Source organism: Alteromonas sp. MMG017 (assembly GCF_018100795.1).
GTDB lineage: Bacteria > Pseudomonadota > Gammaproteobacteria > Enterobacterales > Alteromonadaceae > Alteromonas.
Genome location: NZ_JAGJDY010000004.1, coordinates 223,978 through 247,724 on the forward strand (window position 1 = coordinate 223,978; position 23,747 = coordinate 247,724).

Sequence of the window (23,747 nt, forward strand, 5' to 3'; positions counted from 1 at the left end):
CCACTAGCAACCGCATAATGGCGTAAGAATAATAGTGCCTGCCACCTTTGGGGTGCGCCCTTACTGAGCCCAATTCATGTTGCAAACCACGCGCAATTTAGTACCGCGCTTGATTAGAATTAGCCTATTCTTTTTCACGCTTATCGTGACATATCCCGCATTAAGCGCCGATTGGCTTTCTGATTACGCCAACTATGTGCAGCGCGAAGCCGCAAAATATAATGTGCCCGGCTATACCTTTGTTTATTACGAGCAAGGTAAGGCGCCACAAGTATATGTTTATGGCAGAACGCACAAAGGTGGAAAGCGCATTACTGAAGACACGGTATTTCGCCTAGCCTCGGTATCAAAAACTTTCACCGCCCTACTTTCTGCCAAACTGGTTGAGCAACAGCGCTTACATTGGGATACTCCCATTTCTACCCTGTTACCTGACATACCTTTCAATGTGGACGGTATGGAAACATTGCAGCTTCAGCATATTGTGGGGCAATCTAGCGGCTTTATGCCCAATGCTTACGACAACTTAATTGAAGCAGATTATTCATTGCAGCGGGTGTTAACCTCATTGAGTGAGCTCGACCCTTTATGCATACCTGGCGAATGCTACACCTATCAAAATGCCCTTTTTGGGGCAATTGAGTACTACCTTACGAACAATTATTCTTCTTATTCTAGGGAAGTACAAACCCAGCTCTTTACGCCACTAGGTATGAATACCGCAAGCGTTGGCAAAGGCGGATTACTTGCGTCTGCTTCATGGGCTCGCCCACACATTGCTATTGCCAGAGACAGATGGCGCGAAGGCGCAGTTGAAAGCAACTACTACCGTTTTTCACCCGCAGCAGGTGTAAACGCCAGCATTACTGATATGACTATTTACTTGCAGGCTTTGCTAGGCGAATTCCCTACGGTGATCTCACCTGACATGATTGATGAAGTCACTACACCACGGGTTAAAACCCAGCGGGAAACTAGACGCAGGGGTTGGCGCGGCATGCTAAATGACGCCCATTATGGGCTAGGCTGGCGAGTGTATGACTTTGATGGAAAACGCATTAATTACCATGGTGGCTGGGTAAAAGGGTATCGTGCCGATGTGGCGTTTGCGCCCGATTATAAAACCGGATATGTGATGCTAATGAATGCCGAATCGAACATGATCAATTCCACTACGGCTGAGTTTTGGAAGCGTTATTTTAAGCAGGCTGAAGCTAAAGATTAGAATGGCGCTTAAAACCCATTTTCTATTACAGGTTAAAAGCGCCATCATGCGTAAGGTTTACGTTAAAGCGCCTAAATTACGGCTTTAAGTAGGTATAACCGCTTAAGCAATTTTCGTAAAAATCGGTCCAGCGAACCCCTTCTTTCGGATTAATTTTCCCACCTGACACTTGTCTGTCTATAAGACGTTTCACATCAGATGCCATGGCACGTGGGTTATATTGCATAATGTTCAGAACATCTTCTACAGAAGAGCCTTTCACCACTTCTTCAATGTAAAAGTCTTCAGGATCGTCATCGTAGCTAAAGATGTGAACTTCATTCAAACGACCAAACAAGTTGTGCATATCGCCCATTACGTCTTGATACGCGCCAGTTAGGAATAGGCCAATATAGTAAGGCTCATCTTTCTTAAGCGGGTGCATCGGTAATACATCGGTAATTTCACGGCCAATCGAAAACTGATCAATCTTGCCGTCACTGTCACAAGTAATATCAACCAATGAGCAGTTCACCGTAGGCTTTTCGTTCATACGCGTAAGCGGCACTACGGGTAGCAGCTGGTCAATGGCCCATGTATCAGCGGCAGACTGAAATACCGAGAAGTTACATAAGTATTGCGACGACAAGCTGTAATCTAATTCTTGCAGTTCTTCCGGTACATATTCTTCTTTGCGATACCATACTTGCAAACGCGCCATGATATCCCAGTAAAGGGTTTCAATTTTTGCCAATTCTTCCAACGACAACACGCGCAATTTAAAAGCACCTAGCGCTTGCTCTTTATATTGCGATGCATCGTTATACACTTCGTGCATATTGGTTTGATTCTCGAAATCGTCTGACAACTCACGCATATTTTTTAAAAATACATGTTCGTTTTCATTTGCAGACGTGTCGATTTGAGCCGCATTCGACTTAATTTCGCCTACAATTTCGGTCACTACACAACTGTGGTGGGCGGTAATGGCTCGGCCACTTTCACTCACTAAATTAGGGTGCGGAACGCCTTCTAGGTCGCACATCTCTTTCATGCCGTAAACCACGTCGGCGACGTATTCTTGCATGCTGTAGTTGCGTGAAGACTCGTTAGTAGAGTTGCTACCATCGTAATCAATACCTAAGCCGCCACCTACATCAACATAATCTAGTGGGAAACCCATTTTGTGCAAATCGGCATAAATACGCGCGCCTTCGGTCATCGCTTCTTTTACGGCACGAATATCGGTTAGCTGACTACCAATGTGGAAATGCAGTAACTTAAGGCAATGAGACATGCCTTGTTCTTCAAGATAACGGGCGGTTTTAATAATTTCCGTGATGGTAAGCCCAAATTTGGCACGCTCGCCACCCGAGCTTTCCCATTTACCACGGCCTTTCACCGTCATTTTAGCGCGCACGCCGATAATAGGGTCTATTTTCAGTTCTTTAGACACTTTTACCAACAGCAATAGTTCACTGTACTTTTCAACCACCACTACTATTTTGCGACCAAGCTTTCTACCTAATAATGCTAAGCGCATAAACTCGTCGTCTTTGTAGCCGTTTAGGATGGTCAGAGAATCTTCGTTGGTATTCATGGCAAGTACGGTAAGCAGCTCAGCTTTTGAGCCCGCTTCTAAACCGTAATTAAAAGGTGCACCGGCCTCTACAATTTCTTCTACCACTTCACGCATCTGGTTTACTTTTACCGGATATACGCCTTGGTAAAGACCTTTGTACTCAGCTTCTTCAATAGAGCTGCGAAACGCTTTGTTTAAACTAGCGACTTGAGAGCGCAAAATATCGTGAAAACGCACCACTACAGGGAATTGAACCCCTTCTTTTCGAATCTCTTCAACAACCGATTTAAAATCGATGCGAATACTGGGATCATCAGGAACTGGAGTTACATGCACGTTACCATTTTCACCAACTTGAAAATAGCCGCCACCCCATTGAGACACGCCATAGACGCGCTCTGCTTCTTCAATGCTCCAATCTGACAATGTAGTCACCTTTTAAAAACTATGCTGAACGCTGCTGTTCAGAAATTAATGCGAAATAGGGCGGTATTATAGACAACGTATAGTGTGGCGCTACGTAAAATATCGATTGTCTCGACTAATTTTGTTTATCGACAGCACTCGCCGTAACCCAATCCTGAACATAGGCCTTAGTTTCAAGATCAAACACCACGTCTACCTGTGTCATAAACGAATCATGGTCTTTGGTACGGTGCAATGTGAAGTTTTGCTCATTAAAGAATTTTGCGGCTATGTGATCGGAGACGGTGTTGTCATCCTCAAGCCAGATTTCGATTTTTTGGTTGCGCCTATCGAGGTGAATAGGGGCTTTCATTCGAGCAAAAGACTCTGAATGCGGCACTTCCCAAGAGCGCATATCTACAATGACATGAAAGGCTTTTCCTCGCCTTGCTTTGAGCGTGTCACCAAAAGCTGCTAGATATTGAATGTTGGTATTCATATCCCAACGCCCGCGCAGTGTTACCAAAATAAGATCTTGAAACACTTCAATGTGATAATGCTGTTTTGACATCTGACTAACTGCAATCCCTTTCAATAGCTCGACTAAAGTAGCATGTGCAATGGTAAAGGTGATTATTGTCGTTGTACAAGAAATGTCTCATCTTTTTCGCTGAAAAAAATGGTGCTTACTGGCAGGTAAATTTAGTGGGAAAAAATAAACTAAATAAAAAAGAAACAAAAGCTTATATGTAGCATCTATCACTGAGAGCATAAACAGTAGCAGGCATTTTCATACCTGCCACTGATATTTTATACCTTAATCGTCACCAAACTCTCTCACGATGCTGTTAATGGTTTCTTTTGCATCGCCCAATACCATACGGGTATTATCTTTAAAGAAGAGCGGGTTATCTACACCAGCAAAACCAGCATTTGCAGAACGCTTAAGCACGAATACGGTTTTAGCGCGATACGCTTCAATAACTGGCATACCGTAAATGGGGCTACCTTTCATTTCTTTCGCGGCAGGGTTAACCACATCGTTAGCCCCAATAACAATAACCACGTCGTAGTTTTCCATACGCGGGTTAACGTCATCCATTTCGTACAATTGGTCATACGGAACATCGGCTTCGGCGAGTAGAACATTCATGTGGCCAGGCATACGCCCTGCTACCGCGTGAATAGCGTAATCTACTGTGCATCCGTTCTCTTCCAATAATGACTGCATTTCACGTACTGCATGCTGTGCTTGCGCTACCGCCATGCCGTAACCTGGAACAACCAATACCGACTGCGCCGCTTCTAATACATAAAATGCATCTTGGGCAGACAAAATCTTAATTTCGCCTTCAATTTTTTCACCCGCTTCCACAGGTTTCGAAAACCCAGACAACAACACGTTCATTAACGAGCGGTTCATCGCCTTACACATAATGTTAGTAAGAATAAGACCTGAAGCGCCCACCAATAGACCAGTAACAATCAAAATGGTGTTGCCGGTTGCTAAACCTGCCGCCGTAGCCGCTACCCCTGAATAACTATTCAATAAGGCAATAACCACTGGCATATCGGCGCCACCAATTGAGATAGTTGCCCATAGACCGAAGCTTAACGCCAGCGCAATAGCGCAGTAAAGCCACAGGGTATTTTGAGGTTCTGTGGTAAAAAAGTACCCCACTACCAGCATAGCAATAAGGTGCAGTACGCTAAGCTCCCGAAGACCGGTGAAAATAACGGCTTTAGATGACATTTTGCCTGACAACTTACCCCACGCTACCACGGAGCCAGAGAAAGTAACGCCCCCCACTAAAATTGTGAAGAACAAGGTAATGTACGTAAACGCCGTGGCGGTTTGAAGTGCAACCATGCTCATGCCAGACAACGTAGCCCAACCAAGCAATAATGAGGCTGCACCACCAAATCCGTTAAACAACGAGACCATTTCTGGCATGGCTGTCATTTCAACCGACTTGGCCTTCCAAGCACCAAAGGCACCACCAATTACAACACCTAAGATAATCCATTGGTAAGTGATAATTTGCTGGTCGAGCAATGTTACTACCACGGCAATCAACATACCTACAGCAGAAACAAAGTTACCTCTTTTTGCTGTATCTGGATGGCTAAGTAATTTTAGCCCTAAAATAAATAACGCTGCGGCTACAACGTACGCAAGATTGATTATGGTTTCGATATCATTCACTTGCATACTCCTTATTTTTTATCTTTCTTTTTGAACATGCTAAGCATGCGATCGGTTACCAAGTAACCACCCACAACGTTTATGCTGGCAAGTGCGACTGCCGCCGTTCCTAATACCGTGGTCAACACATTGTTGTCGCCACCAGACGCGGCCAATGCGCCCACTAACGTAATACCTGAAATAGCATTAGAGCCCGACATTAATGGCGTGTGTAACGTCGCTGGTACTTTGCGAATTAACTCAAACCCTAGAAAACCAGCAAGCAGCACAATAAACAGTAAATAGATAATCTCCATGATTACGCTCCTTTGTAGGCGTTGGTTAACATGTCGTTGGTAATTGCGCCGCCATGAGCAATAACACAGCCACTTAAAATATCGTCGTCTAAATTCAAACCAAAAGCGTTGCTTTCGGTGTCGTAGAATTCATCTACTAAGTTATAAATATTGTTCGCGTACATATCGGTGGCTGCGCGGGCAACCGCTTGGCTCCAGTTACCTGTGCCTATCACTGTTACGCCATTCACTTGTGCTACTTCACCCGCCACCGAACCTTCAACGTTACCGCCAGATTGGGCCGCCATATCAACTACCACACTACCTGGCTTCATTAGTGCCAAGGTATCTTTGCTAATTAACACCGGTGGTTTGCGACCAAATAGCTGTGCCGTGGTAATAACAATATCTGAATCAGCAATAGCATCACGCTGCGCGTCTTGCTGCTTGGCTTTTTGTTCATCGGTGAGTTCTTTGGCGTAGCCGTCTTTAGTTTGACCAGTTTCACCAATATCGATTTTAAGAAATTTACCGCCCAAAGATTCCACTTGCTCAGCAACAACTGGGCGAGTGTCGTAAGCCAATACATTTGCGCCTAAGCGTTTTGCAGTCGCTATGGCTTGCAAGCCAGCCACACCGGCACCAATAATAAATACCTTTGCTGGCTTTATTGTGCCCGACGGCGTCATCATCATAGGTAATATAGAAGGTAGGTAGTTCGCCGCTTGCATCACCATGACATAACCAGCAAGGCTCGCTTGTGAACTTAGCGCGTCCATTTTTTGGGCTCGAGATGAGCGGGGGATCATTTCAACTGAAATAGCCGTTAAGCTTTTGTTTGCTATTGACTCAACCAGCGGTTGCTCAAAGAAAGGGTCAAGATGGCCAACCACAATGGCCCCTTTTTTCATCACCGACAGTTGGGATTCAGCCGGTTTATTTACGCTTACAAGCATATCGGCTGTTGATAATGCACTATTCACATCATCAATAATAATTCCACCTACATCCACATATTCGTTATCGGCATATCCCGATAACAAACCCGCCCCACTTTCTATGTGAAGCTCAGCCCCTTTCTTCACCAAGCGTTGCACACTTGATGGGGTTACTGCACAGCGCTTCTCCACATTTGATAGTGGCATCGGTATTTTCGATTCGTTTAATACTATGATTTTCACACGCTTCTCCTCACGTCCAGGCTCCACGAGAATGACATCCTTTATAGATGAACAAGCCATTTTATTCACTTATGCTTAACATGCCTTTTGGAAATCAAAACTATTTTCATCCCTCATTTACGCTAAAACACTTCTTTTAAAAGTCATAAAAGTAGCCACCAATGCTCACCACTTTTATCACTCAGCGAAAGAACTTACGGCATTTACACATGCTCAACTAGTATTATTTTGCTACGAGTCATAACTAGAATTTATATGGGATTGGCATAGCTAAAATTAATGCAGTTCGAAGAGAGTATTAATTTTGTGAATTAACAAGTATTGAATTTAGTATTGATAGGCAGCGAAGCTAGATTTTCATTACAAATATTTAAAACATGTCACGTGATCACGCTACACTCAGCTAATGTAATAACCCTATTCGTCTATAAAGAGAAACTCCTATGTTTGGCATGTTTAAATCTAGTCCAACTAAGAAGATGCGAAAGCAGTACGATACTTTGCTAGAAAAAGCCATGCTGGCACAACGCAACGGTGATATGAAAAGCTACGCTAAAATTACGGAAGAGTCGGAAACCTTATGGAGTGAAATACAAGCTATAGAGAAAGGCGCCAAATAAAAATAGGTTCGCTATCGACCGAGCCCTCTTACAGGTTACAATAGCCACATTATTTTACGGTATTGCATAATGCGAGTTATGTGACGCCTAGCTGTTGCGGGTTTGCGTTATGAGTAAGTGTTTTCTGTTCTGTTTAGCAACTATGATTATCCTAGCAATCTTCCAGCCTTCTGCGCATGCAATGAATGCGGGTCAATACTACTATTTCATTTCTGATAGTTGCATACCGAAAGGCCCGCAAGCCCCAGAAGAGCGCGGTGTGGTTACCCCTGATGTATTACTCTTTGAAGTGCTACCTGCCGGCATCAGCGATTACATGATAAACATGAATACCGCAGCCTTGATTAACTACAATGAGGAAGGCCAAGACTACCTGACAGGCTTAGAAGAAAAGCAGGTATACACGGCAGGCCAAGTAGCGCAAAACACAAAGCATACTCAACACGATTTTATGCTGCAGCGCGAAGCCATTGGGCTTAAAGCGTTAATTAACGTTCTTAACGCGTTTTCTCAGCATCAAGCTGACAAAGGCTATTTTTATAAAAAACTGCTCTCAATTACCGACCCCAATACTCGATTTAAAGCTGTTACCCGCGTACGCCTTACCGACGTTGCTCAGAATAATAAGATGCAATTAACGGAGTACGCGTCACGCTACTACGTGTTAGATAGCCAAGGTACAGCGTCTAGCACTCCATTTATTGAAGTAGACCATGGCAAAGCATTACGTGAAGATATTCACAGCACTAACAGCCCTTACCGTATTTATACCAAACATGGCGTTTGTGGCGAACGTTGGGTGCCGTAACGTAGGGTGTGGGTAGTTCGATTGAGTTGCGACGCTCCTGATTAATAGATGCTTTTGATTACTAGATGCTCTTGATTACTATAAACCTAGTTTCGATATAGGGTTTTTATTAAGTGATAACCAAAGCGGGTTTTAACTGGCCCGTGTACTTTTAACACTTCTTTTTTAAACACCACATCGTCAAACGCTTTTACCATTTGGCCGCGGCGGAACTCACCTAAATCGCCGCCTTTCTTCCCCGAAGGACAAGTTGAGTGGCGCTTTGCTAAGGTACTAAAATCTTTCCCTTTTTTAAGTTGCTCTAATATCGCAAAAGCTTCTTTTTCAGTTTTAACTAGAATGTGTAACGCGGATGCAGATGCCATCAAGATACCTATTAATTAATGTTATACGGTGTAAGTATACCCCATTCACTACCTTGCGTTTGCACGGGCTTAAAAGATACCCCAATAGATTAATAATAGCGCTTCACACTGACATGTAACCTTATTGGGCAAGCAAACTGCCAATACCACGCTAGAATTGTATTAAAGGTATTATTTACGTTAAGGCAGGAGAGGCATTGTGGGCCAGCAAATAGTATTGCGATTTACGCGTATATGCGCCTAATTGTTGTCCTATTATTTTTCGCATTGATTTTTGCGCCTTTAATTGTGCAAGCTGACAAGTGCGGCGCAACAAGCTGCTTAATCACACGCTCCAATCCTAACGGCATTGAAATAAGAATACGCCCCGTGAACTCAGGTTCACATGCCTGCTTCATTCGCTGGGAAAACTACCAGTATATCGAGATCATCAACCTAGAATCTAAGCCTTATCTTTTAAAAGATAAATATGATTTAAGTGGCGTTAGATGGCGCTGCGACGATGCCAACACCTGTCCAAATTGGATGAAGTACGCCGGTTTGTGTCGTAATAAATAGGCACGTTGTTTTTGCGCTTATCTATGTCTTTTGTTCCCTCGTCGTGCAGCACCTTTTATTAATCAGAGCACAAATTCACTATTCTCAAATCGCGCACTTATGATATGTTATATTGTAACAATATAAACCTTAATCATTGTGGGTGAATTATAATGAACAACGCAAAACTTCCCGTTACTGTGTTGTCTGGCTTTTTAGGTGCAGGCAAAACGACGGTTCTCAGTCACATTCTTAATAATCGCGAAGGCAAACGTGTAGCCGTTATTGTTAATGATATGAGTGAAGTGAACATAGATGCGTCTATCGTTAAAAACGATGTGTCCCTGAACCACAGTGAAGAAAAGCTGGTTGAAATGAGTAACGGCTGCATTTGTTGTACTTTGCGCGAAGACTTACTTCTTGAGGTAAATCGGTTAGCGGCAACAGGCAGCTTTGACTATTTGCTTATTGAGTCCACAGGTATATCAGAACCGCTTCCCGTGGCAGAAACTTTCACCTTTGCCGATGAAGACGGTGTGTCGTTATCAGATATCGCTAGCTTAGATACCATGGTGACTGTGGTTGATGCGGTTAACTTCAGTAAAGACTACGAAGAAGCCAAATATTTACAAGAAACCGGTGAGTCTCTTGGCGAAGAAGACGAGCGTAGTGTAGCTGATTTGCTTGTTGACCAAGTAGAGTTTGCCGACGTTATCCTTGTTAGCAAAACAGATTTGGTTGATGAAACTCATGTGGCGAATTTAACTGCCATTTTGAAAAGCCTGAATACAAGCGCCAAGATAATTCCTATCAATAAAGGCAACATCGATATTGATGAGGTGTTAGGCACACAACTATTCAATTTTGAAAAAGCCCAGCTTGCTCCAGGCTGGCTTAAGGAAATGCGCGGTGAACACACACCAGAAACCGAAGAGTATGGCATTAGCAGCTTTAGTTACCATGCACGCCGTCCTTTCCACCCGCAAAAATTCTATAACTTTTTACATACCACCGAAAATTACGGAAAATTATTACGCTCTAAAGGCTACTTTTGGTTAGCCTCGCGCCCTGAATGCGCAGGTCAGTGGAGCTAAGCTGGCGGCATTGCACATTACGGCTACGGCGGTATGTTTTGGAAGGCGCTTCCTAAGTCTGAGTGGCCTGAAGATGAAGAGTACCTAGCCTCGATTGACAAACAATGGATGGAGCCTTTTGGCGATATGCGTCAAGAGTTGGTGTTTATTGGGCAAAACTTAGATGAGGCGACAATCACCAAAACCCTCGACACGTGCTTATTAGATGATGATGCCCTTATAAAAGGGGTAGATTATTGGCGTACCCTGCCCGACCCATTTCCGCGTTGGGAGGGATTGTAATGACACAGACGCTAGCGGCTAGCCCTTTATCTGAAACCGCACTTTCAAGTGCTGATACGCGCATTAAAAAGTCGAGTACATCAGTAGAGCCTATTGTGCTTACCGATATCTATAACGATGAGTGTAATATTGCGATTTGGCAGCGACATTTAGACGAGAACTTTGTAGCCTCATTAACTACCTTTGTAAAAAATGGCGGCAAGCTGACTGCGGCTAGGCAGCTGAGTTCAGATTCAGCCGAGGCCCATATTCGCACCTTAGCTGATGACCAATCTTTTGCACCTCAATTACATGCCTATATAGCAGAGCTCGTCGACATGTTTACCTGCTTGTTTGAAGCGAAAACCGTTGGCTTTAGATTATCAACGTTAGACAAAGCCATGTGCCCTCGTTTTCATGTTGATAGAGTACCTTGCCGGTTAGTGACTACCTTTGTTGGGCCTGGCAGTCAGTGGCTAGAACACAATAACACCGACCGAGAAATGCTTGGCCATAAAAGCGGTGCGTTAACCGATGATAATTCGGGTTTGTATCGCACAGCCCAAGATATACAAACTTTGGGAACAGGGGATGTGGCTATTTTAAAAGGAGAGTTGTGGCACGATAATGAGAACGCCGGAATAGTGCATCGTTCACCACCGGTTTCTAGCAGCCAACCTCGTATTGTGATGACACTAGATTTGGTGGATTGACTAATTGACTTATTTATCGATTAAAAGCACGCAAGCTGTTCGCATTCGCGTGTAAGTGACAAGTGGTTGGCTGAGTAGCAATTCGCTAAGCCAACCGATTGTAAACACTTAAAGTTTACGTTATTCAACCGCTTCAGGAACGCTACATTTATATTGCTTGTAGATATCAAACTCATTAGCAGGCACTGGCTTTTGGAACAAATACCCCTGTCCGTATTGGCAGTTTAGTTTCTGTAGCATTGCGTAACACATATCAGTTTCAATCCCTTCAGCTACTACCTCCATATCCAGTTCATGTCCCATTGCAATAATGGTTGTGGCAATCGTGTTATTCGCAGGCATGAAACTCTTGTCTATTTTTAACACATCAAAAGGTAAATTTTTAAGATAGCTTAAGCACGAGTAGCCTGTACCAAAATCATCGAGTAACAGTTGAACACCTAGCTCAGATAGCCTGTACAGTGATGCTACGCAGGCTTGCTCTTCCATAATTGCGATATTCTCGGTTACCTCAATATGTATACACTCTGCAGACAACGATAAGCTAGCCAGAATATCTTCGAGTCTTTGCGCGAAATGCTGATCTTTAAGCTGATGTGAAGACACATTTATAGCCATTGCATGATGCATAGCACCCGCATCGTGCCACGCTTTGCATTGTTCACAGGCTTGTTGCAAAACCCAATTCCCAATATCAATAATTTGCCCAGAGTGCTCGGCAATAGGAATAAATTCGTCAGGTCCAATGGCTTCGTTATCGGGGTTCGTCCATCTTAATAGTGCTTCACTGCCAACTGTTACCCCATCGGCAAGCCTTATGATGGGTTGGTAAACCAAGCTGAACTCATTGTTTTCAATAGCATGATGAAGCTGGTTAACCAGTTTTAGTTTGCGGTTTTGTTTAATGGCCGATAATTTATCAAATGCTTGATATTGGTTTTTGCCCGCATCTTTAGCTTGGTACATTGCGGTGTCAGCATGTTTGAGCAGCAATGAAGAGTTGGAACCGTTTTGAGGGTAACAGGCTACACCTATACTGGCAGTGATATAGCAGTCGTTATTCGCAAGCTTCACCGGTTTACTGATGGTGTCCAATATTCGATGGGCAATGAAATCAATGGTTTCAATTGACTCAAAACAATCCGTTACTGCCACAAATTCATCTCCGCCGAAGCGAACCACCACATCAGTAGCGCGAATTGCATCAGAAATTCGCTGCGCCATAGTGACAAGAAGTTTATCTCCCAACGCATGGCCGAGGCTATCATTGATGTCTTTAAAGCGGTCGAGATCGATAAACATAACCGCGAAGGGTAAGCTATTTCGCTCTGACATATTGATGGCTTTATCTATGGTATGTTCAAGTAAGTTTCTATTGGGAAGCCCCGTTAAGGCGTCGGTATGCGCCATTTTTTTATTACGTTTCTCGCTTTCCGCTAAGGCTCTCATTGCCTCTTCTCTGCTGGTTAATCCAGATGACACAGCACGAGAAATAAATACGGCAAATAGCAATACAACTATTGATGATAAAATAATAATAGAAAGGGTAATGTTGGCGACAAAATTAACGGTTTTTTCGACGGGAATCTCAAAATCAGAAGAGTTTGTTCTAAACTCCTCAAGTGATTTTACTATCTGATCTTGAAGTGTTTTGCGACTAATATCACCCGCTTCATAATCGGCCAATGCAGACAATGAGTTATTCGCACTTTGAACATCGCGAGTACATATATCAATAACCGACTCGGTACCAATAATCTTCATGATAAAACGTTCGGTATTGCCAATCATCGACAAACAATTTAACGGTTGTCGACGAATATTGAGAATGGTTTGACGAATATCATCTAATTTAACAGGGTGTGCTTCTGAAAAAAGCTCTGCGGGCGCAGAAATTTGATCACTTAATTCAGACGTATATTTGAAATGCCGAACATTTAATTGATGAAAGAAATTACTGTGGTTAAGCGTAAAAAAGCACCAAACCAGTATTAGCGCAAATACGAAAAACGTAAACGTTAAAACAGGTAACGCCTTCCTTATGCCACTGTTTTTCGCATCCATTGTTCAAACTGCTCTTTCTATACGTGCTCGCTGTAAGCAAGCCACTGTTCCATGTATGTACGCTAGCGGCGAACGATTATTTTTCAGAGTTATACTACTGAATTTATAGCAGGTAATCGTGTTTAAGCAAACGCTTAATAAGTTTTAAAATTTCTAACGGTACACTTTATGCGATTTTAGATACGTAACCTATGCTGACAAAGACCAATATAAGCTCTGGAGGTCTATGTTAAAAATGGCACGTTCGAAGTACTGGGACACTTACTCGGCACCGCAGATCGCATCAACGATGTAAACGCCATACTAATAACACTTAGAGTGGCAGCAAAAAAAGACGTAGTAGGGTTTTCAATAAAGTGAATGTGTTACTGGAGGGAAGTAAATAATGCGTTTTATTTTACGTATAAACAAGAAACCCTCCGGTACGGAGGGTTTCTTTTATATCTAGGTGCTTAAACAAACACCCTTCAAGCAATTAAGCTTGGGTGGCTTACATCATGCCGCCCATTCCGCCCATGCCGCCCATATCAGGCATTGCAGGCGCTGCTTCTTCTTGAGGTATATCAGCAATCATGGCTTCAGTCGTAATCATAAGTGAAGCGATTGATGCTGCAAACTGTAGTGCAGAGCGCGTTACTTTAGTTGGGTCAAGAATACCCATCTCTAGCATGTCGCCGTACGTGTCGTTGCCCGCATTGTAACCGTAGTTACCGTCGCCATTTTTCACTTCGTTAACCACAACAGATGCTTCTGCACCGGCGTTGCTAGCGATTTGACGTAGAGGCGCTTCCATTGCACGTAGAGCAAGCTTAATACCTACAGTTTGGTCTTCGTTTTCGCCAGTTAGGCTAGCAAGCTTAGCTGCTGCACGAACTAGCGCAACACCACCACCAGGTACTACGCCTTCTTCAACCGCGGCGCGAGTTGCATGCAATGCATCTTCAACACGGTCTTTCTTCTCTTTCATTTCTACTTCGGTAGCTGCACCCACTTTAATTACTGCAACACCGCCAGAAAGCTTAGCTAAACGCTCTTGAAGCTTTTCTTTGTCGTAGTCTGAAGAAGAGTCTTCAATCTGACCTTTAATTTGAGCACAACGGCCTTCAATCGCTTCTTCGTCGCCGTTACCATCAACAATAGTGGTATTGTCTTTGTTGATAACTACGCGCTTAGCAGTACCAAGGTCTTCTAGCTCTACTTTTTCAAGGTCTAGACCAATCTCTTCAGAGATAACCGTACCACCAGTAAGGATAGCGATGTCTTGAAGCATTGCTTTACGACGGTCGCCAAAGCCAGGTGCTTTAACAGCAGCAACTTTAACAATACCGCGCATGTTGTTAACTACTAGTGTAGCTAGGGCTTCGCCTTCAACATCTTCAGCAATAATCATCAGTGGCTTACCTGCTTTCGCTACGCCTTCAAGGGTAGGAAGCAACTCACGGATGTTAGAAATTTTCTTATCAACCAATAGGATGAAAGGGCTGTCTAGTTCAACAGTACCGTTCTCTTGGTTGTTAATGAAGTAAGGAGATAGGTAACCGCGGTCGAACTGCATACCTTCAACAACGTCTAGTTCGTTTTGAAGTGCTTGACCTTCTTCAACGGTAATTACGCCTTCTTTACCTACTTTTTCCATTGCTTGCGCAATGATGTCGCCAACTTCTGAATCAGAGTTTGCAGAGATAGTACCAACCTGAGCAATTGACTTGCTGTCAGCACAATCAGTAGATAGGGCTTTAAGCTCTTCAACCGCAGCAAGTACTGCTTTGTCGATACCGCGCTTAAGATCCATTGGGTTCATGCCTGCAGCAACAGACTTATGACCTTCAGTTACGATAGCTTGTGCAAGCACGGTAGCAGTAGTCGTACCGTCACCCGCTTCGTCATTCGCTTTAGACGCAACTTCTTTAACCATCTGTGCGCCCATGTTCTCAAACTTGTCTTCAAGCTCGATTTCTTTGGCTACAGATACACCATCTTTAGTGATAGTAGGAGCGCCGAAAGACTTATCTAGTACTACGTTACGGCCTTTAGGACCTAGTGTAACTTTCACTGCGTTCGCTAGCGTGTTTACGCCTTTAAGCATTTTTGTACGAGCGTCGTTACCAAAACGTACTTCTTTAGCTGCCATGATTAAATTCCTCTCTTAATTCGTTTAACGTTAGTTGTAATTACTCAACAATCGCAAGAATGTCGCTTTCGCTTAGGATCAGAACTTCTTCACCATCCAGCTTTTCAGTTTTAACGCCGTAGCCTTCGCTAAAAATAACGGTGTCGCCAACTTTAACGTCTAGCGCTTTAACATCGCCATTTTCTAGGATGCGGCCGTTACCTACAGCGATGATCTCGCCACGTGTAGATTTTTCTGCTGCTGAACCAGTCAGAACGATACCGCCTGCAGATTTGCTTTCTTGCTCTGCGCGTTTAAGGATTACGCGGTCGTGTAAAGGACGAATTGCCATTTTCAAGTCTCCTGAAAATTTCACTATTCAAGTTAATGATTGTCGACACACAATGATTTGTATGTCGTATGCTTGGGTTGCTCGTTACCGAGCAGTTAAAATCGTATCTGCGAGGATAAATGGGGGAGTAGCCATGCAAGTTCAAGGGTTTTTGAGCAAAAAAATGTAAAAAAATTGATTTTAATGCTCAAAGCTTGCACTTAAGGCCAAAAGCACACATTACTTAAGGCGTTTATCTGCATCATTTTGTGTTTTGTCTGAGAATTCACCTTCAAACACATCACCATTATCTGAACTGCCTGGTTGACCAGACTGTTGCTGATTAAATGGGTTTTCAAATGGATTGTACTGTGCGCCGCCAGCCTGCTGATTAAACCCGCCAGCTTGTTGATTAAATCCGCCCGCTTGAGTAACCACACGGAGTTTCATGTGCTTACTTAGCTGTGATGCAATAAGGTGGCGAGAGCCTGGCAACGCAAACATAAAACCAAGAACGTCGGTGATAAGGCCAGGGGTAACTAATAAAATACCGGCAACTACCAGCATTAGGCCTTCTACCATTTCTTTGCCTGGCAGTTCATTGCGCTGCATTTTTGCCTGTGCGGTTTGTAATGTTGCTATACCTTCACGCTTAACAAAGTAAGCACCTATGAATGCCGTTAGTATCACCAGACCAATAGTGTTCCAGCCACCAATTATGCCACCCACTTGAACTAACAGGGCAATTTCTACTATGGGTAATATGGCAAACAATAAAAATAAAAACCGCACAACATTTCCTCTTTTATCTAGTCATAGAATAGTATTGGGGTAAAGACCACAATAACAAGCGAAGGTGCAACGCTTTGGGTTAAGTGGCAAACTCAAGCGACCGACGGTAGCTGTGTTAAACTGGGTTTGTGAAAGAATAGCGTATACATCTCGGTCTTACATTTTTACAGGCCAATAGCTTTAGGATAAAGAAAGTCGTTATATGAAGTACATCACCCGTTTGTTCTCTTTTGTCGCTTGTAGTCTATTTTTAGCCTCGCTTGCGCTGCCTGGCCATGCGCAAACTAATGCACAACTTTCGGTGCAGAGCACGGAACAAATTACAGCGCAGTCGTCGCCTCAGACCTCCGCTCAACCTTCAAGTCAGAACCTGGGTGGGTTTGACGATGTATTCAGTAACCAAGAAGAATTCTTAAAAGTAGATCAAGCCTTTGTTTTCGACTTCAATCAGGCAGGCGACACCCTAAGCCTTACCTTTAGTATTGCCGACGGTTATTACCTTTATAAAAAGCAATTTAAATTAGTGGCTAAGCAAGCCTCTATTGGGGAACCGAGCTTTCCAAAAGGCGTGATCATTGAAGATGAATACTTTGGCGAGTCGGAAGTATTTTATAACGAAGTCACGCTAACCGTTCCTATTACTCAAGCCACCGACGACGGTATTGTAAAAATACGCTATCAAGGCTGCGCCGATGCGGGGCTTTGTTATGCTCCGAATATTAAAACCGTCTATTTGAATGCCCTTGCCAGTGACGCTGGTACCAGTGTTTCGAAAAGCAGTACTTCGAACAATGGCCCTGCCTCCACCTTGACAGATTTACAGAGTGTCTCGCAGAACAGCCAGAATGGTTCACAAGCGTCTCAATATTCTCTAGCCGATAAGCTCATTAATAAAGAAAACCTAGCACTTACCCTAGTGCTATTTTTTGTGCTAGGCATAGGCCTTGCCTTTACACCCTGTGTGTTCCCTATGTACCCCATCGTGTCGGGCATTGTGATTGGCCAAGGTAAACAAGCTAAAACCAGCAACGCCTTTTGGCTTACGTTTATTTATGTACAAGGTATGGCCATTACCTATTCTATATTAGGCTTGGTTGTGGCGTCGGCGGGAATGCAATTTCAGGCTGCACTTCAACATCCGCTCATTCTGGGTATTTTTATTGGTATTTTTGTTCTGCTGGCGTTAGCCATGTTTGGCCGATACGAGCTTCAGCTTCCTGCAAAGTGGCAAACCCGCTTGACCAATTTAAGTAACAACCAAACGCCCGGCAGCATGGCGGGTGTATTCGCTATGGGTGCGTTATCGGGGCTAATTGCCTCTCCATGCACTACGGCGCCATTAACTGGCATATTGTTGTTTATTGCACAAAGCGGCGACTTAACCCTTGGCTTCATATCGCTTTATGTATTGAGCATAGGCATGGGCATTCCCCTTATCATATTTGGCATCACCGGCTCTAAATTGCTACCTAAAGCGGGTCAATGGATGAGCGTGGTAAAAGTATCGTTTGGCTTTATGATGCTGTCGGTGGCCATCGTTTTTGTAGAGCGTTTATGGCCTAAAGCATGGCCTAGCGAATACATTAACTTGCTATGGGCAGCCCTAGGTTTAGGGGCATTTGGCTATTATTTTGTGGTAAACGAAGCGAGCCAAAAAGGCATTTTGAAATACGTGCGAACGTTAGTTATAGCGGCAGGTTTGTTCGCCAGTGCGCTGCTAGCCTATAACACCCTTACTTCACCTGAAGACACTGCCACGCAGCACAGCCAGTTAGCTCACCCTACGTTTATTGTCGTTGAGAATTTAGATGATTTACGCCAGCAAGTTGCGGAAGCCAATTCACGAGGCAAAACGGTGATGGTGGACTTGTACGCCGATTGGTGTGTGGCCTGTAAAGAGTTTGAAAAATATACCTTCCCTGATCCTAATGTTATTAATGCGCTTAATAATACCGTGTGGATGCAGATAGATTTAACCGATACCTCTGCCAACAACACGGCCTTTCAGGAAGAATTTTCTATTCTTGGGTTGCCGACCATTTTATTTTTCGATGAAAGCGGTAATGAGCTAACGCAGTCTCGGGTAACCGGATTTATGAAAGCGCCAGCCTTTGCTGAACATGTTGAGAATACGTTTTAACATTATGATTGGTGATTGATTACACTTCGCCGTAATTCAAGGGTGAGCTATGCCCCTAATATCCCACTTTTCACTCACGCTTTTGTTCGCTCTTACCTTATGCGTGCCATCTAAAACGCTGATGGCGCAAGAGACCGTGAAGCAAAACCTGACCACCCAAGCGCCCGGTTGCTACGATGCCAATCGATTTTGTATCAGTATTTCGCCGCCCACCAATGGCAACTATGAAGTCTATGCACAGCGAAAGGTACCGCTGCCTCTTGTGCTTACGTTATCAGCCAGCGGGCTTACGTCTGACTTACCACCCAGTGGGCTTGCGCCCAGGTCAACATCCAGCGTATTTTTAAACGACGATGCACCTGTTTTAATGGGGGTAATCAAAAGCCCCCGACGGTTTTGGCATTCTATGAAAGTAAGCTGGACTTCAGGGGTGCTGAATGCTGTGCACAATGACGATGTGACTTATTTGCCACCGCTTCGCCCTGCGGGTAATTACCCTGTAGTACAAGGTTTTGGGGGCGGCTATAGTCATACTGGCGCTTCTCGCTATGCATTAGATTTTGCAGCGCCGGTTGGCACTCCCGTATTCGCCGCACGTGATGGGATAGTCATAGATACAAAGGATGATGGACAATTAGGCGGCGCTTCCAAACGGTTTGCTAAGCATGCAAATTTTGTTGCCATCCTGCACGACGATGGCACCACAGGCGAATATTATCATTTGAAATATAAAGGCGTGGTAGTGACGCGAGAGCAAAAAGTAAAAGCAGGAGAACTCATTGGTTATTCTGGTAATACAGGGTTTTCATCACTGCCCCATTTGCACTTCGCTGTGTATAAGGCGAAGTACGAAGGAAGGTACATGTCGGTGCCTTTTACGTTAAAAAATGAACTCGAATGAGCTTCACTATTCATATGAGCATCACATAAAATTCACATACGCACTTTCTTATACACCGCCTCACACCTGTGGTCACGCATAGACTGGAAAGAGAACTTTGCGTCGAAAACACCTGATTAGACCAGTATTTTGCTGCGAAATCTTTCACTATCTCTATAATCAACGTCTAAATGAATAAACGACCGGATTAATTGTCTTTTTTTCGTGCAACTGTCATAAAATTTTGTTGAAATGGCAAATACACTGACTTTTTCCCGAAGATAGCAGCAACTTTAATGAATATTTTGTTACTGAACGGCCCTAACCTAAATATGTTAGGACAACGTGAACCCGATAAGTATGGCACACAAACGTTACAGGACATCGTTGATGATCTGAGCGCGCAGGCAAAATCGTCTGATGCCATTCTTACCCATTTTCAGTCGAACGCAGAACATGCGCTTATCGACCGTATTCATCAGTCTATGGGTAATATCGACGCAATTATTATTAACCCCGCTGCTTTCACTCATACCAGCGTTGCACTTCGCGACGCTTTGTTAAGTGTCAATATCCCGTTTATTGAAGTACACCTGTCGAATGTTCATGCCCGTGAATCATTTCGACATCACTCATATTTCTCAGATGTTGCGGCAGGCGTCATTGTTGGCCTTGGTGCCATTGGCTATTCACTAGCCTTGACCGCCGCCATCAATTTACCGCAATCAAAAAATTAACGTAGAGACTGAACATGGATATTAGAAAAATCAAAAAACTCATCGAATTAGTGGAAGAGTCTGGCATCGCCGAACTTGAGATCACTGAAGGCGAAGAGTCTGTTCGAATTCATCGCGGCCCAACTGGCGTTCAAGCGCCAATGAACTATAGCTTTGCTGCACCAGCTCATGCGGCACCAGCTCCTGCTCCAGCACCTGTTGCGGCGGCTGAACCTGCACAAGCAGCAGCGCCTGCAGCGCCAGAAGGCCATGTGGTTAAGTCACCAATGGTAGGCACTTTCTATCGCGCATCTTCACCTACAGCAAAACCGTTTGCTGAAGTGGGTCAAACGGTTAATGCAGGCGACACGCTTTGCATTATTGAGGCGATGAAGATGATGAACCAAATTGAATCAGACAAATCTGGTGTGGTTAAAGCAATACTGGTAGATAACCAAGACCCAGTAGAGTTTGATCAAGCCATGTTCATCATTGAATAAGCGGGCTTCGTACTATGCTAGATAAAGTACTCATTGCAAACCGTGGTGAAATTGCCCTTCGTATTTTGCGTGCCTGTAAAGAGCTTGGCATCAAAACCGTTGCGGTACACTCTACGGCTGACAAAAACTTAAAGCACGTGTTGCTGGCAGACGAGTCGATTTGTATCGGTAAAGCCTCAGCAACCGAAAGCTACTTGAATATTCCTCGCATTATTGCGGCGGCAGAAGTCACAAATTCTATTGCTATTCACCCAGGGTACGGCTTTTTAGCAGAAAACGCCGACTTTGCTGAGGCAGTAGAGAAAAGTGGCTTTATCTTTATTGGCCCTACCGCAGACACCATTAACCTGATGGGTGATAAAGTGTCGGCAATTAGTGCCATGAAGAAAGCTGGCGTACCCTGTGTACCTGGTTCAGACGGCCCGCTTACTGGCGATAATGATAAAAATAAAGCCATTGCTAAACGCATTGGTTACCCAATTATTGTTAAAGCAGCTGGTGGCGGCGGTGGTCGTGGTATGCGTGTGGTTCGCAGTGAAGCGGAACTCATTAGTGCTATTGAAACCACGCAAGCTGAAGCAGGCGCGGCATTTGGTAACGCTACCGTGTACATGGAGAAATTCTTAGAAAATCCACGTCACGTGGAAATTCAGATTTTAGCCGATGGCCAAGGTAATGCGATTCACTTAGGCGAACGTGACTGTTCTATGCAGCGTCGCCACCAAAAAGTGGTAGAAGAAGCACCAGCACCTGGTATTTCTGAGCAAATGCGTAACAAGATTGGCGATCGTTGTCGCCGAGCTTGTGTAGAAATTGGTTATCGCGGCGCTGGTACGTTCGAGTTCTTGTATGAAAACGGCGAGTTCTATTTCATTGAAATGAACACTCGTATTCAAGTTGAGCACCCAGTATCAGAAATGATCACCGGCGTTGACTTAATTAAAGAACAACTGCGCATTGCGGCAGGTCAGCCTCTGTCTATCGACCAATCGCAAATTCAAATTCGTGGTCATGCTATAGAATGTCGAATTAACGCTGAAGATCCTAAAACCTTTATCCCTAGCCCAGGCACGATTGATATTTTTCATTCGCCAGGTGGCTTAGGTATTCGTTGGGAATCTCATATTTATTCTGGCTATACCGTGCCGCCTTTCTACGACTCTATGATTGGTAAATTGATTACCTTTGGTGAAAGTCGTGACGAGGCCATAGCTAGAATGCGACATGCATTAGATGAGCTAGTTATTGAGGGAATAAAAACAAATATTCCACTACAGCGCGCTATTATGGCCGACGAAAACTTCTTTGCTGGTGGAACAAACATCCACTACCTTGAGAAGAAACTAGGCATAGCCTAACAGACTCAAAATTCGGTGCCGTGTTTTACACGGCGCTGATTTTATTTCCTTTCTAATATTTCCGTATGCACTGACGCTTTTTCTACAATACATTTTCAAGCCGCTTTAGTTACACGCTACCTTTCTACCCAATTACTATTCATGCTTTACTTTTCAAAAGCCCACGTGGTTCATTCTGTTTTTACGATTAGAACAATCAAATTTTAAGGTTTTTCAAATGAGGAGTGCAGGCATATACTGAACTCAGTTTCCTAGCCCTCCCTGCTATTGAAACTTTAGTTGTGTTTTATGTGTTTACCCTCATTGGAGTCCACCTCCAGTCTTCAGCCGGCGCCTTTCGCCGGCTTTTTTTTGTCCTTATTTTCTTCATTTATTTTTACCCAAGTCACACTTTTTCTCGTATAAGTTTATTAGAATTAATTTACACGTTGATGATTTGGACTCTACTTGAATGAAATGGGCTGAAAGCACGACAATATTTGGTGTTCTTTTTCTTTTTGTATCTACAAACGCGGTAGGCGAAAGCTTAAGCTTTTCACAGAAGCTAGATATGCAATTTCGTTTTGATGAGCGCTCTGATAGAGATCATAGAAGCCAGTATAGAATGCGTTATTACCCTTCTATTTCCCTCTCCTCCGATGATGCGTGGTCGTTAAACAGCTTTGTGGTAACCGGGGAGTCTTTTGCGTCCAGCCACAACACCTTCGGCAGTGAAACTTCAGATCACCTTTACGCTAGGCGTTTATATTTACGCTATGAATTTTCTGAAGGAAAAATGGAGGCAGGAATAATACCCACTTATAAAGGCCGCGTTTCTTCGTCAGGGCTGTCTAAAGACGGGTGGATTAAAGGCATGCGAAGTGTTTATGCCCTGCAAAAGGACAGCGAAATAGAACTAGTTATTGGCGAGCTTGATAATACTAATGCCAATAGTGCGTTTGATAGCTTCCACCAGCTCAACTATGTTGAATTAGAATACTCAGCAAAAATGGGGCAGACCCACAGCTATGAAGTGAGTGTAGAACGAATGACTGACAGCAATTTTGTTCGCGGTGAATATCGCTGGCAATACAACCCATCTCACACCTTGTTCGTTGAGTCTGTGCAACAACTGTCATCTTCGAGTTCAAAGTTTGTTATTGGTTTAAGTGGAAAAACTAGCATGGGTAACTACCCTTTATCCTACTTTTCTCACTATTCTTATGTGAGTGAAGGCTTTGGTCCTAGGGCTGAGCTAACTGAAGATTTTTTAGGTACCGGGCATGGCGCTTCAGCTGAAATAAGCGGTGACATTACCCTTATTAATGACACAGAGTGGTTTATTCGTGCCGATGTGGTAGACAGCGTTAGTAGGCTACTTGCTGGCATAAAGGTGTCATTTGAGCAATAAAAAAGGCCCACCAAAATGATGGGCCAAACAGCAAGAACGCGTACGCACTTTGACAGTGCACTCTTTATTACGTTTGTGCCACACACTAAAGTTCAGCAACAGCGCATTACGTTTTTTTAATTCGCATAACCGCTTGTTAGCGCAGTCATTTACTATAGCAGCTTACTAAAGTATGGTAGTGTCTACTAACACAAAGCGCTATCGATTACTGCTCA

Annotated in this window: 20 protein-coding genes and 1 pseudogene; 11 read left to right on the forward strand and 10 right to left on the reverse strand. The window is 43.8% G+C overall.

Translation table 11 applies throughout. The features are described from left to right. Positions 1-76 precede the first annotated feature (76 nt). A complete protein-coding gene (locus J8L84_RS07830; RefSeq protein ID WP_211070197.1) occupies positions 77-1,225 on the forward strand; it encodes a serine hydrolase domain-containing protein in 1,149 nt (382 codons plus the stop codon). 76 nt (positions 1,226-1,301) lie between these two features. On the opposite strand, the gene speA is transcribed toward J8L84_RS07830, so the two are convergent. The 5 genes from speA to J8L84_RS07855 all read right to left on the reverse strand — a co-directional run bounded on the left by speA (position 1,302) and on the right by J8L84_RS07855 (position 6,853). Next, positions 1,302-3,212: a biosynthetic arginine decarboxylase gene (gene speA, locus J8L84_RS07835; RefSeq protein ID WP_211070198.1), complete on the reverse strand. Its 1,911-nt coding sequence runs from the start codon at positions 3,210-3,212 to the stop codon at positions 1,302-1,304. Positions 3,213-3,327: 115 nt separating this feature from the next. After that, a complete protein-coding gene (locus J8L84_RS07840) occupies positions 3,328-3,762 on the reverse strand; it encodes an arginine decarboxylase (RefSeq protein WP_211070199.1) in 435 nt (144 codons plus the stop codon). 246 nt (positions 3,763-4,008) lie between these two features. Continuing rightward, positions 4,009-5,397, reverse strand: a complete 1,389-nt coding sequence (locus J8L84_RS07845) for an NAD(P)(+) transhydrogenase (Re/Si-specific) subunit beta (protein WP_082746103.1) — start codon at positions 5,395-5,397, stop codon at positions 4,009-4,011. A gap of 11 nt (positions 5,398-5,408) precedes the next feature. Continuing rightward, a complete protein-coding gene (locus tag J8L84_RS07850; RefSeq protein ID WP_013786518.1) occupies positions 5,409-5,693 on the reverse strand; it encodes an NAD(P) transhydrogenase subunit alpha in 285 nt (94 codons plus the stop codon). A gap of 2 nt (positions 5,694-5,695) precedes the next feature. After that, a complete protein-coding gene (locus J8L84_RS07855) occupies positions 5,696-6,853 on the reverse strand; it encodes an NAD(P) transhydrogenase subunit alpha (protein WP_211070200.1) in 1,158 nt (385 codons plus the stop codon). A 443-nt stretch (positions 6,854-7,296) separates the two neighbouring features. Between J8L84_RS07855 and J8L84_RS07860 the strand changes: the two genes are divergently transcribed. Together J8L84_RS07860 and J8L84_RS07865 are read left to right on the forward strand one after the other, a co-directional pair. Next, complete coding sequence (locus tag J8L84_RS07860; RefSeq protein ID WP_138118173.1) at positions 7,297-7,473, forward strand: DUF6435 family protein; 177 nt, start codon at positions 7,297-7,299, stop codon at positions 7,471-7,473. A gap of 109 nt (positions 7,474-7,582) precedes the next feature. Continuing rightward, complete coding sequence (locus tag J8L84_RS07865; protein WP_211070201.1) at positions 7,583-8,281, forward strand: hypothetical protein; 699 nt, start codon at positions 7,583-7,585, stop codon at positions 8,279-8,281. Positions 8,282-8,367: 86 nt separating this feature from the next. On the opposite strand, the gene ppiC is transcribed toward J8L84_RS07865, so the two are convergent. After that, a complete protein-coding gene (gene ppiC / locus J8L84_RS07870; RefSeq protein WP_013786522.1) occupies positions 8,368-8,646 on the reverse strand; it encodes a peptidylprolyl isomerase PpiC in 279 nt (92 codons plus the stop codon). Positions 8,647-9,356: 710 nt separating this feature from the next. Here ppiC and zigA point away from each other — a divergent pair. Together zigA and J8L84_RS07880 are read left to right on the forward strand one after the other, a co-directional pair. Then, positions 9,357-10,559: pseudogene (gene zigA, locus J8L84_RS07875) on the forward strand (zinc metallochaperone GTPase ZigA). Beyond that, a complete protein-coding gene (locus J8L84_RS07880; RefSeq protein ID WP_211070203.1) occupies positions 10,559-11,251 on the forward strand; it encodes a DUF1826 domain-containing protein in 693 nt (230 codons plus the stop codon). Before zigA ends, J8L84_RS07880 begins: the two are co-directional and overlap by 1 nt. 120 nt (positions 11,252-11,371) lie before the next feature. On the opposite strand, the gene J8L84_RS07885 is transcribed toward J8L84_RS07880, so the two are convergent. The 4 genes from J8L84_RS07885 to J8L84_RS07900 all read right to left on the reverse strand — a co-directional run bounded on the left by J8L84_RS07885 (position 11,372) and on the right by J8L84_RS07900 (position 16,548). Further along, positions 11,372-13,315, reverse strand: coding sequence for an EAL domain-containing protein (locus tag J8L84_RS07885; protein ID WP_211070204.1), 1,944 nt, complete (start codon positions 13,313-13,315; stop codon positions 11,372-11,374). Positions 13,316-13,805: 490 nt separating this feature from the next. Next, entirely contained in the window at positions 13,806-15,446 is a 1,641-nt protein-coding gene (groL, locus tag J8L84_RS07890) for a chaperonin GroEL (protein WP_211070205.1), read from the reverse strand. A 40-nt stretch (positions 15,447-15,486) separates the two neighbouring features. Then, positions 15,487-15,777 carry a co-chaperone GroES gene (locus J8L84_RS07895; RefSeq protein WP_013786601.1) on the reverse strand — a complete coding sequence of 97 codons (291 nt, stop codon included), beginning with the start codon at positions 15,775-15,777 and terminating at the stop codon, positions 15,487-15,489. 219 nt (positions 15,778-15,996) lie between these two features. Then, on the reverse strand, positions 15,997-16,548 hold the full coding sequence (locus J8L84_RS07900) for an FxsA family protein (RefSeq protein ID WP_211070206.1): 552 nt from the start codon (positions 16,546-16,548) through the stop codon (positions 15,997-15,999). Between the two features lie 202 nt (positions 16,549-16,750). Here J8L84_RS07900 and J8L84_RS07905 point away from each other — a divergent pair, with 202 nt between their 5' ends. From J8L84_RS07905 to J8L84_RS07930, 6 genes are all read left to right on the forward strand, one after another. Then, positions 16,751-18,688, forward strand: a complete 1,938-nt coding sequence (locus J8L84_RS07905) for a protein-disulfide reductase DsbD (RefSeq protein WP_211070207.1) — start codon at positions 16,751-16,753, stop codon at positions 18,686-18,688. Positions 18,689-18,737: 49 nt separating this feature from the next. After that, positions 18,738-19,589 carry a M23 family metallopeptidase gene (locus J8L84_RS07910; RefSeq protein WP_211070208.1) on the forward strand — a complete coding sequence of 284 codons (852 nt, stop codon included), beginning with the start codon at positions 18,738-18,740 and terminating at the stop codon, positions 19,587-19,589. A gap of 275 nt (positions 19,590-19,864) precedes the next feature. Next, on the forward strand, positions 19,865-20,305 hold the full coding sequence (gene aroQ / locus J8L84_RS07915; RefSeq protein WP_211070209.1) for a type II 3-dehydroquinate dehydratase: 441 nt from the start codon (positions 19,865-19,867) through the stop codon (positions 20,303-20,305). Between the two features lie 14 nt (positions 20,306-20,319). Beyond that, complete coding sequence (gene accB / locus J8L84_RS07920; protein ID WP_211070210.1) at positions 20,320-20,784, forward strand: acetyl-CoA carboxylase biotin carboxyl carrier protein; 465 nt, start codon at positions 20,320-20,322, stop codon at positions 20,782-20,784. 14 nt (positions 20,785-20,798) lie between these two features. Further along, positions 20,799-22,142: an acetyl-CoA carboxylase biotin carboxylase subunit gene (accC, locus tag J8L84_RS07925; RefSeq protein ID WP_211070211.1), complete on the forward strand. Its 1,344-nt coding sequence runs from the start codon at positions 20,799-20,801 to the stop codon at positions 22,140-22,142. Positions 22,143-22,593: 451 nt separating this feature from the next. Further along, positions 22,594-23,532 carry a hypothetical protein gene (locus tag J8L84_RS07930; RefSeq protein WP_211070212.1) on the forward strand — a complete coding sequence of 313 codons (939 nt, stop codon included), beginning with the start codon at positions 22,594-22,596 and terminating at the stop codon, positions 23,530-23,532. Positions 23,533-23,747: the final 215 nt, after the last annotated feature.